This is a genomic window from Anaerobacillus alkalilacustris, from assembly GCF_001866005.1.
GTDB lineage: Bacteria > Bacillota > Bacilli > Bacillales > Anaerobacillaceae > Anaerobacillus > Anaerobacillus alkalilacustris.
This window is the reverse complement of sequence record NZ_MLQR01000022.1, coordinates 1-15,382: the sequence shown is the minus strand read 5'-3', so window position 1 is coordinate 15,382 and position 15,382 is coordinate 1. Positions and strand designations below refer to the sequence as shown.

At 34.8% G+C, this 15,382-nt stretch carries 15 protein-coding genes; 1 reads left to right on the top strand and 14 read right to left on the bottom strand.

The genetic code is table 11. The annotated features are described in order from the left end of the window. Positions 1-236 precede the first annotated feature (236 nt). Positions 237-1,277 (top strand): oxidoreductase, encoded by a 1,041-nt coding sequence (locus BKP37_RS08945; protein WP_071309270.1) that lies wholly within the window; start codon positions 237-239, stop codon positions 1,275-1,277. Between the two features lie 333 nt (positions 1,278-1,610). Here BKP37_RS08945 and BKP37_RS19645 read toward each other — a convergent pair whose 3' ends face one another. From BKP37_RS19645 to yfcE, 14 genes are all read right to left on the bottom strand, one after another. After that, entirely contained in the window at positions 1,611-1,841 is a 231-nt protein-coding gene (locus BKP37_RS19645; RefSeq protein WP_139193096.1) for a hypothetical protein, read from the bottom strand. Between the two features lie 801 nt (positions 1,842-2,642). Further along, positions 2,643-3,116, bottom strand: coding sequence for a hypothetical protein (locus BKP37_RS08935; protein ID WP_071309268.1), 474 nt, complete (start codon positions 3,114-3,116; stop codon positions 2,643-2,645). Positions 3,117-3,562: 446 nt separating this feature from the next. Continuing rightward, the gene (locus tag BKP37_RS08930; RefSeq protein ID WP_071309267.1) at positions 3,563-4,582 is read right to left on the bottom strand and encodes a phosphotransferase; all 1,020 of its coding nucleotides are present in this window, start codon (positions 4,580-4,582) and stop codon (positions 3,563-3,565) included. A gap of 664 nt (positions 4,583-5,246) precedes the next feature. Then, positions 5,247-6,107 carry a DUF6920 family protein gene (locus BKP37_RS08925; protein WP_071309266.1) on the bottom strand — a complete coding sequence of 287 codons (861 nt, stop codon included), beginning with the start codon at positions 6,105-6,107 and terminating at the stop codon, positions 5,247-5,249. A 17-nt stretch (positions 6,108-6,124) separates the two neighbouring features. Continuing rightward, positions 6,125-6,616: a flavodoxin domain-containing protein gene (locus tag BKP37_RS08920; RefSeq protein ID WP_071309265.1), complete on the bottom strand. Its 492-nt coding sequence runs from the start codon at positions 6,614-6,616 to the stop codon at positions 6,125-6,127. A 13-nt stretch (positions 6,617-6,629) separates the two neighbouring features. Next, on the bottom strand, positions 6,630-7,445 hold the full coding sequence (locus BKP37_RS08915) for a hypothetical protein (protein ID WP_071309264.1): 816 nt from the start codon (positions 7,443-7,445) through the stop codon (positions 6,630-6,632). Then, a complete protein-coding gene (locus BKP37_RS08910; protein ID WP_071309263.1) occupies positions 7,432-7,914 on the bottom strand; it encodes a MarR family winged helix-turn-helix transcriptional regulator in 483 nt (160 codons plus the stop codon). The genes BKP37_RS08915 and BKP37_RS08910 overlap by 14 nt, the downstream gene beginning before the upstream one ends. Positions 7,915-9,792: 1,878 nt before the next feature. Next, positions 9,793-9,885: a hypothetical protein gene (locus BKP37_RS21130; protein ID WP_483860432.1), complete on the bottom strand. Its 93-nt coding sequence runs from the start codon at positions 9,883-9,885 to the stop codon at positions 9,793-9,795. 380 nt (positions 9,886-10,265) lie between these two features. Further along, the gene (locus tag BKP37_RS08905) at positions 10,266-10,496 is read right to left on the bottom strand and encodes a hypothetical protein (RefSeq protein ID WP_084034621.1); all 231 of its coding nucleotides are present in this window, start codon (positions 10,494-10,496) and stop codon (positions 10,266-10,268) included. Between the two features lie 50 nt (positions 10,497-10,546). Next, complete coding sequence (locus BKP37_RS08900) at positions 10,547-10,843, bottom strand: zf-HC2 domain-containing protein (RefSeq protein WP_071309262.1); 297 nt, start codon at positions 10,841-10,843, stop codon at positions 10,547-10,549. Then, positions 10,833-11,357, bottom strand: a complete 525-nt coding sequence (locus BKP37_RS08895) for a sigma-70 family RNA polymerase sigma factor (RefSeq protein WP_071309261.1) — start codon at positions 11,355-11,357, stop codon at positions 10,833-10,835. The genes BKP37_RS08900 and BKP37_RS08895 overlap by 11 nt, the downstream gene beginning before the upstream one ends. Further along, positions 11,358-11,621, bottom strand: coding sequence for a hypothetical protein (locus BKP37_RS08890; RefSeq protein WP_071309260.1), 264 nt, complete (start codon positions 11,619-11,621; stop codon positions 11,358-11,360). Further along, positions 11,614-13,554, bottom strand: coding sequence for an APC family permease (locus BKP37_RS08885; RefSeq protein WP_071309259.1), 1,941 nt, complete (start codon positions 13,552-13,554; stop codon positions 11,614-11,616). The genes BKP37_RS08890 and BKP37_RS08885 overlap by 8 nt, the downstream gene beginning before the upstream one ends. A gap of 471 nt (positions 13,555-14,025) precedes the next feature. Continuing rightward, complete coding sequence (gene yfcE, locus BKP37_RS08880; protein ID WP_071309258.1) at positions 14,026-14,568, bottom strand: phosphodiesterase; 543 nt, start codon at positions 14,566-14,568, stop codon at positions 14,026-14,028. Positions 14,569-15,382: the final 814 nt, after the last annotated feature.

Sequence of the window (15,382 nt, the reverse complement as noted above, 5' to 3'; positions counted from 1 at the left end):
AAAGCCATTTTGAATAATACTGGTTTTACTCTTTACATCAACGCTTTAGTTTTAGACCAAGGTATAAAATCTTATTACACTATAACTCTTCTCCTATACCATCGTACTTACATTTTTCTTAAACCTACTATAAAATAGATAATATAACTTCTTGAAAGTTTTATACAACTTTTTTGAATGTCAATATGTTATTTATGTCGAAATAAAATTGTATTAAAGAAAGGAGTGCTTTCCTCTTGACATTAACAATGGGGATAATAGGATTCGGAAAAAGTACCAACCGGTATCATCTACCTTACATAACATTAAGACAAAACATTCAAGTAAAATCGATTTTCAACTTACGAAGAAAACCTGACTTAGAAAAAAATTATACAGATTTTAATATTCATTTCACAACGGATTTAGATTCATTTTTAAATGATTCAGACATTCAGCTTGTAACGATATGTACACCTAGCTCTACTCATTATGAGTATGCAATGAAATGTTTAGAGCACGGCAAAAACGTATTAGTTGAAAAACCTTTTTGTACAACTGTTGAAGAAGCAAAAAAATTACTAGAATTTGCAGATAAGAAAGGTTTAATGATTATGCCCTATCAAAACCGTCGATTTGATGGTGATTTCTTAGCCGTAAAGAAAGTATTGGAGGACGGTTACCTAGGAGAGCCAATTGAACTAGAATCACATTTTGATTACTATCGCCCAGATAACAGTGTATATCCAGGATCATCGGTAGACGGTTCATTTTATGGTTTAGGTGTACACACCATGGATCAAGTTATTTCACTTTTTGGCCGACCAAAACATGTTTCATATGATATCCGATCGATTCGAAACTCTGAGAGCATTGATGATTACTATGATGTGAGCTTATTTTATGGAAAATTAAAAGCGATTGTAAAAACAAGTCACTTAGTTAAAAAAGAATATCCAAAGTTTATCCTTCATGGGACAAATGGTAGTTTTATTAAATACGGTATTGATCAACAAGAAAATGATTTAAAACTAGGGATCATGCCAGGTACTGAAAACTTTGGAATGGACAGCCCTAACCAATATGGAATTGTAACCTATCAAAATGCAAATGGTGACTGGATTGAAAAACAAATTCCGACGCCAACTGGTGATTACGGCCGAGTCTATGATGCCTGTTATGAGACAATCATTAATGGCGCACCAAGATTAGTAAGTAATGCTGAAGTACTTACTATTATAGAGATTTTAGAAAAAGGGGTTAGTCAGCCAAGTCCAAGTACAATATCGCTAGACTAAGTGTGGAATCCCATCAGAAAGTAACAAGAAATTATATATGTTAAATGTAGCAAGAAAAGCGCAAGGCGCCCGCATATCGGCGACAAACACTGGAAGATCGGCAAGTAGCGCGGTCGCTCTTTGACCGCAATCTATATGCTTCTGCGTCTGACAGCAATGCTTCGAAGTAGGATTCCTCGAAGCATTGCTGCATGAAGCTATTCAGAGACGTTATTCAAGTAGTTATTGAAGTTAGTAGCTTGACTGAAGTGACCGAGCTCGTAGGCGCTGAAGCTAGACAGTTTCCAAGTTAGAAACTTATAAATTCTGATACTGTAAAAAATACGGGGGTAGTTACTGCTTTCCCGTCTTTTGAAGCAGATTTTTAAGAACCTCTTTCGGCAACTTACCAAAAGGAGGAGCGATTGATTGCTCATTAAGCGAGTTTCCTTCCATTTCTACGTAAAGTGATTGAATTGTATGAAAATCCTGTTCAGTTAACCAGCCGTGTTGATACCATACCAAAAGCAAGGATATACCTACATGGTTAGGAAACTGTTCTTCCACTATTTTAGCTGCTTCCATAGACATTGCATTTTCAGGGAGTAATTTATTCGTATTTGTTTCATGTAGAGTTATATACTGAAGCCATGATTCAAATGATGTTTCGCATTCGTCATTATATGCAAGCGATGTTAAGTGGCAACCATTACGCAAACGCCTTTTAAAAGTAGCTACTTCTCACTTACAAGCTACTGTCGATATCGATTTAGATCGTTTTTTGAGAGGAACTAGAAACGTTTTATCGGAGAATTAAATAAAAAGAATGCATGAGGTTATTGAAGAGTCTGGGGAAATAAATCGAGTCAATCCGCTATTTGCTACAGAAACATTTTTAGCACTAATGAAAGCGGAAACTATAAAAACCCTGATAACACTTTGATTTTCTCTACAATTCAAGAAACAGCATAACAACTTGTCGATTTTTTTGGAATGGTCTTTTTCAAAAAAGCTAACTTTTTAATCACTGACACATTTAGCTAAAATTTTCTAAACGACCACCTTAGGGTTTGCTGCTGGTATTTATTTAGGGGGCTATATTGAAAATAAATTGGCTTTAGGATACACAAGCATCACTGTTAATTTTAATGAATAAAAATGCGGTCTAGTTAATACTCACTGGGAAAACGGGTTCGGTGTAACCGTATTTAAAGGAACGTGAAAAGAAATAAGCTCTTAATGTATTTAAAGGGGATCTAACCACTAACCAACTACTTTCGAAAAAAAAACCGGAATCTCGGTCATTTAATCTTAAATAATCAAATATATAAATTTCTACTATCCGTACAATTACAAACTTAATAGTAGTCTAGACTATTGTTGTTATTATTGATGTTTCAATAACCGTTTGAAGTCTTTAATCTCAGATTCATGTTTAATAGAGCGTGCAGATAGAGTTTCTATAACTAGTTGCTGACCTTCTATTGTTCCTTTTAAATCATCAGTTCTTTCATCGATGTGAGTAATAATTTTTTCAACATATGGTTCAAGTCCGTTGATGAGATTGTCTTTTAGAGTTTTTACATCTATTTCTATTGTTTCTAAACGTTCGTCAACAATATCAAATCTCTCATCTATTCCTTTAAATCGTTGATCAACAATGTCAAATCTCTCATCTATTCCTTTAAATCGTTGATCAACAGCATCAAATCTCTCATCTATTCCTTTAAATCGTTGATCAACAGCATCAAATCTCTCATCTATTCCTTTAAATCGTTGATTTTGGTTTTCCTCTAATGAATTAATTCGTTTGTTCATTTGTTGAAGTTCAGTAAGGATTTTACTTAATGTTTCTTCCATATCATTCCCCCAAAATTTTTTATATTATACCATGCAGTTGAATAACAGAAAACATCTGATTTATTGTTATTCTCTCTGAATCAGTTTTTTTCATTCTAATTGAAGGCCAAATGTCTACAAACTAAATTTTCTCTCTTCATTTTTCATACTTATATTACCACATTAGAACGAACGTTCGCAACCATTTATTTTACCTTTATACTTGAAATAACCCCACCTTAGTTCTCAGTAAAAGCTGGTGAGATATTTACTATCATTGATCGAATGGTCGCTGGAGCGACTCCTAATTATGAATTGCAGTATGAATCTATTTCATCTGGTAATACGAATTAAACTATACCGACTTTCTCTTACCGGTATGATTGCCTTAGTCTTACTAATTCTTGTAGAAGTGAACATAATTTAAAGCTCAATATTATTTGTTTGAATTATTTCATCCAACTGTACTATAAGATCAACTTTTTCAACAAACGAACTAATTTTCGACCGCCCCCGTCGAGCCATGGTTGATAGGTAGCTGTTTTTATTATTCGCTCCTTAAGCACCGATGGATCATCCTTTCCGTCTATATACCTTCCTAAAAAGTGTAGAAAAACATCTAACCTTCTAAGTTGTACTAATACTGGTAATGCTTCTATTTCAGTATCCATTAGACTCATCGTTGAAACAAAGCCAGAGAAAAAATGGTGGCACTTTTCTAAATAAATGTCTTCGTTTGCTTCTTTAGATATGATATCTGAAATACATACAGCCACTTCCATAATTCGAAGGTCAAAAGTAGTAAATTCAAAATCAAGAATTGCATTTATTTTTTGATCTGCATTTACTAGCACATTTGTTTCGTTTAAATCTCCATGAATGATTTGATGAGGAAGACTCTTAATACGTGGGACAAACTCTTTCAAATCAATTAGCTGTGATGATATCCAGGAGAGTTCCCTTTTACATTCTTTATAATGTTCAGGTGGGTTAATGCACCACTCTACCACTTTATTTATCGGACAATTAGGGTGAGCATATTCAATCTCATAATACGGACGATATATATAAGGTTGCTGTATATGTATCGTTTGTATAGCCTTTAATAAATGACCTACACTTTGGCCAAATGAAAAAACAACTTCTTTCGTGTTAAAAACTGGGTTGTCCCCTTCAATATAGTTGTAAATACAACCAATTTTATTTGAGGGCAATCGAAGTAATGATTTTCCATCTTTAATCACTGGTACAGGGATTTGAAAAGGGAGATTGGAAAGTTGATTTAGCTTCAATAAAACCTCATGTTCTAGTTTTACTTTTGATTCATCATTATGAGTTTCATATATACGTAAAATATATTTATTAGCATTTCTTTCGAGATAACGAGTAGTGTTGTTATAACCGCTTTTGCCACGATATACGGACACTGGCAATTTATCTTGAAAAAAATATTCAATCAGATCGTCAAACCCACTATCTATACTCATTCCGACTACCCCTCACATTTTTTTTATGAGTTTAAATAAAATTTATGCTCATACTTTCATTTGTTTTGTTCATACAAACCTATTTGATTTTTCTTATGTTATCTTATATTGAAAAAACAAGAATGGGAACACCATAAAGAAAACCAATCCAACCAAATTCAACATCAACTTGATCGATTTAGATTAAATTTAGAAAACCCTAAAATATGTAACAGATGAATTCATGGTATAAAAAAGCTACGAAAAAGGAAAGAATCAAGGAATAGTAGAAGGAAAAAGCGAAGTAAGAATAGAAGTAGCAAAAAAACTATTAGGACGAGACTTCTCTACTAGTGAAATAACAGAGTTAACTGGGTTACAGATTGAAAAAATTAAGGAAATCAAGCTTCATTCATCCAAATCACCCTTTAACTATATCAGTATAATTCCATATTATCGAACTCTTTTCTCCCAGTTATAAAAGTAAATGATAATTTCAAAAATACTCCCTGAGTAACAAATCTAATATATAATTCTATAAGAAAAAGGCGCTGTATTCAGCTAGCGCCCGTTACTATGCATAGCATGTCGTTCGTTACTTTCGTTATAGAAATTAAGGGACTGTTCCGTTTGACTAGTCAAACGAAAGAAGCAAAGATCCGGCTCCTTGATTCTGTTATTATCCTTAATACTTTTCAAGCTTGTTATACTCTAAATCCTCTAATTCAAGTACATACCAAGTATAATCTCCGTTATCAAGTTTCCACGTTATTTTTGCCTTCGTAGGTACTTTGTAGCCGTCAATAAATTGATGGTCGTACATCTCAATCGACCACGGTTTTTTGATAAAATTCCCGTCAAATTCACCGTATCGATCTGCAATAAAATGAATAGGGTTTCCTTCCTCATCAAAGGTAAACACCCCTGATGCAGATATATTCTGAAAACTCATCGTTGCCTTCACTGAGGTTTCGTCAATTGCCTCCCATGTAATGTAGTCTTGAAGAGCTGCACTTGGAACCCAAACAATTTCAGCCAAATAGCGAATTAATGTACCTTGATCTATTTCATACCCTGTTGCATCAGCGACCGTAAAGAAAGACTGAAACTTAATGAGCATATGGCCGGTTCCATTATCGTATAGATCCCGTCCTGCTATATGAAGAAACGGGGCAATCTTAAATTTTGCCTTCCAAAGAAATCCAGGTTCCTTCACTGTAAAATATTGATCCGCTTCAAGTGGCATCCAATTTTCTTGATTTTGATCTAGCCGAACAAATGCTGTTTGCTTTGAACGAGCAAAATAAGCCATTTCTCTATCCAATATACCTGAAGTTACTAACCATTTTTGGACAGGGTCCGGTAAATGCCCTAATTTTTCCATGGGGATCGTCGCCACTTCTACCTCTTTTTGTTTTTCTAAAAATACGTCAATTTCTTTTCCTACTTTATAGTTGAAAACGGCGCTACTTATCATTGATACAAGAAATATGGTCACGATAATGACGACAAATGCTACCAACATTATTTTTCCTACTTTTTTCATAATCAATCACCTCTCAACTATACAGTCGTAATACATTCTTTAAATATCTTCGCAAATTTTTTGATTTCCACTTCACTTAACGTAGAAATATCCGTTGCGTTTTTATCGACTTTTTTTACAATAAATCTCTCAAAAAAATTCATTTTCGTAAAATCAAACTCACCACCAAACATTCCACTAGCAATCGCAGAAGTACGTAGGTGCTCCGGATAAGCCAATTCAAATTGTTGTCTCGCTCGTTCTTCCTCAAACATGCAACAAATAAACAACCCTAGTTGTTTCGAGTGTAATTCTTTTTCATGTGCTTTGATGAATTTTTTCATTTTTCCTTGAACCATACCTGCATGGATCGAGCTTCCTAAAATAATACCTTGATAGTGAGCTAGGTCGATCGATTTTTCTTTTTTCAAATTAATTAACGTGATATCCCCTTGTAACTCTTTACATAAAATTTGCGCTGCTTTTTCTGTCGTACCCCTCGATGTCGCATAAATAATAGCTGTTTTCATGTTAGAATCCTCCTCAATTTATTTTAGAACCGATGATGGGCTTTAGTAGAAGTGATATCGATATCAACGAACCCGAAAAGAAAAAGCCCCAAAGTGGAATAAGAGCACCGGCATCCTCTATTCCAGTAAGCATTTGGGAGGTTGATCCCCAAAGTAAGATGATCGTATAAATGACGGTTTTCACATGAACAAAAAAACCAACAATAAGTCCTGCCACTTGCTTTTTCCATAATAGAACGGAGCCAAATAGAAACCACGGAACAACGAGAGTCATATCAAGGGCTGCAACGAGGTGATTTGTGATATCCAATTGCTCTAAGAGTGCAGGTGTTATTCCTGTTGTTACAAAACGAAGCCATTGACCAATCCAGCCGATGCTTAAAAGGAGCGCTGTGAGTCCCATATAAATACTAATGAATTTGCAAATCTTCAATGATGGCATGTGGGCTACTGATAGTTTAGAGAATAATGTTACTCCGCCTACTAATAATCCAAAAAGTCCAAGGACAAATACGATCACATAACCGATAAAAGCGGCATTGAAAGCGGCACCAAACAAATAATACGAATAATTATAAACCGTATACATCATCAAACCGGATAGGAGTGCTACTCCGCTAAGTCCGCCTTTTTTTGTTAGAATAATAGCTATTGCAAACAGTGGAACTGCAACGACAAGCGTTACCCAGTCATTGATCCACCAACCCTTTAAAATAAGCAAATTTTCATCTTGATAAAGACCATCCCAGGACAATCCAATGAAACTCAAAGTAGCAGAGATAAGCATAATGGCTATTCCAATGTTCAGCAATTGCCTAGTTTTGTTCATGTTCATTTTCTCCTTTCTTCTCATCATCCCACGTTTCAATAGTTCCTAGCATTTTCGTGATTCCGCTTACCATCATCTTTAATTCCTCATTCGTCAGATCACAAAACAGTTTATTCAAAAAGATATCGCCCTCATTTTCACGCAGTTTCCAATACTGATGACTTTGTTCTGTTAACATTAATCGGAGTATACGACCGTCCCGTTGATCTTTTATAAATCTTAAAAAATTTTTTTCCTCTAGCTTTTTCGCTAGCTGCTTTGTATTCTGATGCGAGGTTCCCATAAGTGCAGATACCTCACCAAGTGTTGGTGTACCATCTTGAAATTGAAGGATCATCACAGTTAAAAACCATTGCCTGAGTGTCATTCCATCTTCTTCAAATAATTGGTCACCTTTCACTTGCAGCTTATTGGTCAATAAGAACAAACTACCGAATATAAATTTTTCTCTATCTAATGAGTTATCCATTTTGTTCCACCTCTCTTATATATGTAATATATTACATATTTCTCATTTTGTCGTCATTACATTGTGTCAATTTAGTGAACAGGGACAGAAGGTTCATTGTTCTAAATAAATTTTTACTAATTATTGATGGAAGAAGTGGTTGCAACTGCTGTACTGCGAAATGTGAACGAATTTATGCTTCTTTTCCATAATCAAAAAAATTACTACAAATATCATTCATGACTGGTGTAAAGTGGTGAATACTAAAAAGAGGATAAAAAGAGTTTTAGAAAAAAATTTTCCTAAAGTCGGGGTACATCAATGGTCTTATTATGAATAAAATCGATTTTAAAATTATCATTTTTTTATAAAAGCCCTTTTTGAAGGACTATATCCTAGCCTTTTATGAGAATTTGTCCTTCAGCTCTACTATGAAGGACTTTACTCTTATTTCTAGTTTGCAATTTGGTCTTCAGATACCCCATGAAGGCCTTTACTCTTACTTCTAGTTTGCAATTTGGCCTTCAGATACACTATGAAGGACATTCTTCTTACTTCTAGTTTTCAATTTGTCCTTCATCTCTACTATGAAGGACATTCTTCTTACTTCTAGTTTGCAATTTGGCCTTCATTCCTACTATGAAGGCCTTTACTCTTATTTTCAGTTTGGAATTTGTCCTTCAGCTCTACTATGAAGGACTTTACTCTTATTTCTAGTTTGCAATTTGGTCTTCAGATACCCCATGAAGGCCTTTACTCTTGTTTCCAGTTTGCAATTTGGTCTTCAGATACCCCATGAAGGCCTTTACTCTTGGTTCCGGTTTGGAATTTGGCCTTCAGCTCTACTATGAAGGACATTCTTCTTACTTCTAGTTTGGAATTTGGTCTTCAGCTCTACTATGAAGGCCTTTACTCTTGTTTCCAGTTTGCAATTTGGCCTTCAGATACACTATGAAGGCCTTTACTCTTACTTCTAGTTTTCAATTTGGCCTTCAGCTTTACTATGAAGGCCTTTACTCTTGTTTCCGGTTTGCAATTTGGTCTTCAGCTCTACTATGAAGGCCTTTACTCTTACTTCTAGTTTTCAATTTGGCCTTCAGATACCCCATGAAGGCCTTTACTCTTGTTTCCAGTTTGCAATTTGGTCTTCAGCTCTACTATGAAGGCCTTTACTCTTACTTCTAGTTTTCAATTTGGCCTTCAGATACCCCATGAAGGCCTTTACTCTTGTTTCCAGTTTGCAATTTGGTCTTCAGATACCCCATGAAGGCCTTTACTCTTGGTTCCGGTTTGGAATTTGGCCTTCAGCTCTACTATGAAGGATATTACTCTTACTTCTAGTTTGCAATTTGTCCTTCATCTCTACTATGAAGGACATTCTTCTTACTTCTAGTTTTCAATTTGGCCTTCAGCTTTACTATGAAGGCCTTTACTCTTACTTCTAGTTTTCAATTTGGCCTTCAGATACACTATGAAGGCCTTTACTCTTGTTTCCGGTTTGCAATTTGGTCTTCAGCTCTACTATGAAGGCCTTTACTCTTACTTCTAGTTTTCAATTTGGCCTTCAGATACCCCATGAAGGCCTTTACTCTTGTTTCCAGTTTGCAATTTGGTCTTCAGATACCCCATGAAGGCCTTTACTCTTACTTCTAGTTTGCAATTTGGTCTTCAGCTCTACTATGAAGGCCTTTACTCTTATTTTCAGTTTGCAATTTGGCCTTCAGCTCTACTATGAAGGCCTTTACTCTTATTTTCAGTTTGGAATTTGGCCTTCAGCTTATAAATGCTATTTTAAATTGAACCCAGTCTGCATTTTTAACTAACGAGTATATAAATGTGGCATTGTATAATGCAGTCTCGTCGTAATTTTTTTCTGTTATTTCTGTCTCATCTACTTTTTTAATTGACGATTATCCCATAAGGTTCCTCTGTTGTCTTAAGCTCCAAACCACTTGTACTTTCACGAATAGGACTTGGTAACCGCATAGTAATATGACCAACAGACCGTTATCCCCTACGTTAGTATCTTTAAATGTAAATAGATCTCTTTGGATCATTTACGTCACTTGTGTAACAACCAGTTAAAAAAGTACTAATAAGATTGAATAAAAGAAACACTTTTTTATTTTGATCACTTTACATTCCCGCTTAATTAATGCAAACATCTTTTTTGTTTTTAAACGTCTCCTATATATATAAATAATAAACCCAACTTCTTCGACAGACACTCTATAGGAATAGTAAATTAATTATCTTTCTGTTGCTGTCTTTTTACTATTTTTAGTGCTTTTCAAAATTTTTAGAAGTAGCTTAAAAAGCAAATAGAAAAAATAGATGTTAAAAAGTAGGCCAAGAAAATGAAAGGTAAATGTCTACCCACCACGATAAACTAATATTTCAGCAGGAAATCCAAAGTAACAATAACTCCAGCCTATATAATTTTCAATGCGATAACCCACTGTAGGTATGATTGCAAATAAAAAAGCAGCAACAAGACTCAAAATGTATAACTTTTTTTTAGTTTGATCCTTGCGTGGCAGCAATAAAGTTACTACTAAACTAATAACACCTAAGTTTATTATCGTACTTATTGCAACGGCCATTTCAATCACCACCCTCTATAAATAAAAATTTCTTTAAGTTATGCATTCCCTTATTTTAAAAGTACCATAAGCAATACAACAGTTATATATACGATGAAAAACAGTCCAGCACCCTTCAAAATAAGGCGACCATAGTACCTTTTCCATAATTCATTATTCTCGCCTTCGGAATTTGTTGCTATTGGTTGATCTATTACTCTTACATCAAAAGGGGTTTTCATCAGTTCATATAGCTCGTGACAGTTTGAACAACCTTCTAGGTGTTCCTTAACTATTTGATTTGTATGTTTTGAGCAGTCACCCTCTATATAAAGTGGCAACAAATCCCTAATTAAGCTACACTTCATTTCTATCATCCTCTGTTTTACATAAGTGCTTTCGAAGTTCAAGCTTTGCTCGGTGTAAATTTGTTTTCACCTTTGAAAGCTTCCACCCTACGATTTGAGCAATTTCATCATATGAAAGCTCCTGGTATTCACGTAATATCAATACTGTTTGATAATCTTCCTTTAATGAACTAATTGCTGTCAAAAGTTGAACTTGTTCCGCTTTTTGAGCTACCACTTCTTCTGGGTTTTTGTATGTGTTTTGTTCTAATGAAAAAGTTTCTTCAATGGGATGCTTACTAAATTTTGTTTCACGACGATACCAGTTAATGAATGTATGATGAGCGATTGTATACAGCCATGTTCTTACACTTGAGTTTCCTTTAAAAGAAGCTAGCCCATTAAACGCTTTTAAAAAAGTGTCCTGGGCAAGATCTTGAGCTAGCTCTTTTTGTCTTGTTCGTTGTAGTAAATACCTAAATATCTCTTCATAATAAAGAGAATATAAATCCTCTACCGTTCTCCAATTACTCATTTACCACAAGTACCATACGGACATCCAAATGGCAAGAAAAAGGAACATACTGTATAACGACATTGTCATAATACGAATGCCCGAAATTTTCTCGCTGTCCTCATGAAGGGATAAATTCCCTTCACTGTCCTTTCTGCTATTTTGACAATGAGCACATTCTACCTCATGCTCCATCATCCATTGTTTCGTTTCTTCCTCAACTTCCTCTTCTATATACAATTCATACAAATCTTGAAATATTGCACACTCGTCTTTTTTATTCATAGAGGGAGACCCACTCTTTCGTTTCAATGTCAACTAAGTAGAGGCGATGCTCTGCTTTTTTATACGGCTGAATCACGAGTAACCAAGCCACTCTAACTTCATCATTTTCATCTATTACATGAGTTAACCTTGCTCTTTGTGCATAAGGAATATAATCTATTGAACTTGCAACAGCCTCATATGCTTCTTTATTGGTGGCAACAGTCACATTTGTGCTTGGTTGATGATGATAATCGACGTTTTTCGAGTAGGTAAAAAGAGGTTCATCATTGGTATAGTCAAATTGATGGACAAAGGAAAGTTTCATTTCTTCTCGGTTCCTATCTCTTTCTCTCCACTCCCAAAAGTTAGAGTTACCTTCTCGCTCCCAGTTATCGATTTGAATGTTTTTACTAGTTAATACTTTGTTTTCTAACTCTTGCAAATCAATTGTTTCATAATTAGCAAGTTCGCCACTAAAATACAAAATTTCTCCGGAACGACCATTAAGATGGATCGTATGTTGATTTACTGTAGTAATATGGATCTCAATCGTCCTGTTACTATATCCATACGTTACATTATCAACTACGTATCCAGGTACCTCTTCCCCTACCATTTCGTACCATTGATGTAGACTTGATTCCATGTCTTCAGACGTTATGAAAACATCTTTTAACGTTTCAACAGGATATAAATGTAAGTTTTCATGGAATTGCATTAGAGATTCCTTTTCCCAAGAAAAAGAAGTCTTCATCCATACATCTAACACGGAACCATCGGAATACTTAGGTACCATCTCCACATGAACGCGATTTTCTTCTTCCGTTACAGTCGTGTAAATTTGATCATCCTCTAGCAATGTTCTGCCCATTCGTTCTAACAATTGCTTTGAGAGAGCAACATATTCCTCAACAGAAAGGGTTTTGCCTTCTGGTTTCGTCTGGCGGTGAACATTCATGACAACTCCTGAAACCCCATCAATATCAACCGAATAATTTTTTGACTTTAGCCAATATCGATTATGGAAATCTTGTGTTTCAGGCTGACGGAAAGAAAAATGCTCATCATTTGTAATTTTCGTCGCTAACGCTTTCGCTTCTTCTAATTGTATTAAATTGGTTGTTTCAAAGTAACGTAATCTCAATTCCGCGTCAGTGGTAGCAAGCGCCGCATCTGCAGCATTATAAAGTGGATTACATAAAACTAGGAGCAATAAAGCCATTGTCAGCTGGAACGGCTGTTTTAACTTTTCGAGTAACGGAAACTGATTTCTTTTAATAAGATGATACGTCAATAATAAACCTAAGAAAACAACAAGATTTGACACTTCAATCAAATCGACTATACCCGTAATGTAAAATAATACTAAGCAAATTCCTATGATTAAATAAAATGGAATAATGGTTTTCCAGCTAAACTCCCAGTAGTTTTGGAAAAATAAATACAGACTTGCTCCAATGATAGTAAAAATGATGAGAAAGCCAACCACATCAGCAAGAATTACTTCCCCTTTGATCGCAAAAAAGAAAAAACTAGTGAGAAGCTGCAATGCTGGTAGTGTCATAACGGCAATATCAAAAGTATAAAAGATTCCTTGATTCTTTTTTTGCTTTAGAGTAACGATATAGTAAAAACCGACGACAATGATATAGCCAAAAAACAAAAAGTGGAGAAACTGTCGTAAAGACGGCTGCCTATCGTAAAAAACAGTGGTAATTTCCGTTATACTTACTTGATGAAGCATTTCAATAGATAAACCGATAAGTAACAAGAAACGTACAGCAAACCCAATATATATAGACGCTCTCGTCTCATCCCAATTCTTTAGAAAAAATGTAACTAAACCATAAATGGCTAATGCTGTTAATGTCCATTGAATAATGATTTTGCTAAAATGACTTAATAAAAAAAAGTTTTCAATATGTAAGACGAACCTACTAATGATCTCCATTACTTACACCCTTCTCTTATTTTCTATGAGCTCACACTGTATAGACAATCCAAAAGGAAAAAAGTTTCATAAGTCAATAAAATTCATAATAAAGATTAAACGTCACTAGGATCCCACATTTAGTTGAGTTAAGCTTGGTGTAGATATTTTAATGGTATTATGAAATTTACTCAAATAAAGAAACCTAAAAATGAAAACTTTCAATAGACTTAACTCAACCTTTCAACCATTTTTTAGAAGGGCTTTTTGTACACAAAAAAGCGATAACCATTAGTAAGCTATCGCATCTTTATCTATAAAGCTGAACTTTAATCAGTGGGGGTTTTTCTTTACTCTTCCAATGATTGTTAGTTTAACTTATACCACAGGCATAAGAGTTAAATGGTCTATTTTATGTCTTTTTTGTTTCTAAGTAAGTCTACATTTCCACCGGTTGCATTTCTACTGTTCTGTGTTTCAAGCAAATCAACTTTACAATTTTAACTTCTTTATTACAGACCGGCTGTCAAGATCCCAAATTTCGATTTGTCCATTTTCATAAAACGCAAAGGATTTTGTACCGTCTTTTGGAATAGTCGTGCTTCCAGGATTAAGTACGATTATCCCGTCTTGTTCTTTCAGTACTTTGACATGGGTATGACCGGATATAACAACCTGACACCCGAACTCTTTTGCTTTCTGTATTCTCTCTTCTTCCGTCTCTTCATATCCATGTACGAGATAAAATCTATAGTTGTCGAAGGTTATTACCCTCGATTTATTAGAAAGGTCTTGCTCTAATACTGCCTCGTCTACATCCGCATCACAATTTCCACGGACATACACAATATCTGTCCGTCCCTTGAGTAAATCGGTCAATTTTTTTGGATTATAAGTTTCCGGAATATCGTTTCGTGGGCCATGATAAAGGACATCCCCCAAATGGCAAATTTGATCAGAGCCCTTAAGAAGTTCTAGAGCTTGGACTACATTTTCATAACCTCCATGCGTATCACTAATAAATCCTAATTTCATATCATCATTCCTTCCATGCTCGAGATTTTCTCTTTTTTTTATTTATTCAAAATAAGCTTCACGGCTGTCTCAACCTAGCTTGAATAGTGATTGAATCTTGCTGATATAACAGAGTTCACCTTATTTTTCCTCATCTTTACATTAACTAACTATGAAAATTAATTCAATTCTTCATTAAGCTTCTCTCAAGGAATGTTGCCTAATATCCCTTCTCTTTTGTAATTTTGACCAAAGTTCATCTACAATATCTTTCGTAGGGAAATTTATGAAAAATGAGATCATAAGTGTAAAATAGTTGACGTAAGCAGTCAACGTTCTTATCTCCCTCTTTGCTATGTAGGATGATTTTTTGTTTTCGAGATGCCCTTCTGAAAAAAATAATTTCTGACTTTCCGCGATATTTCCCTTTGAGCTTCTAGTCTCATACTCTACTATAATGAGTGAAAATTCTTTTTATTTCAAAAAAACACCCAAAGTCGTCGGCTGAGACGATGACTTTGGGTGAGCACTTTTAAAATATTTTGTACCAAAGCGACTTTACCACTTTAAAGCGGTGGGGGTCAGACCCAATGTCATCAGGCTAAAGAGCCAATAACTTACAAATTACATCTAAACCTCTAAATCAGGAAAATATAATCCAGTCTAAAGAAAAGTTTATCAATCAACTTAGGAAAAAAGGCAATAGGATACCCGGGGCTTGTATGTCATTTTTTTACAAGTCCTTGTTTTCTTACTCTCCAATTCTATTAAAAGCTTACACGTTACTCTTTTAAGCTAAAACGAAAATCCTTACAGACATCTCTTTCTATTAAGT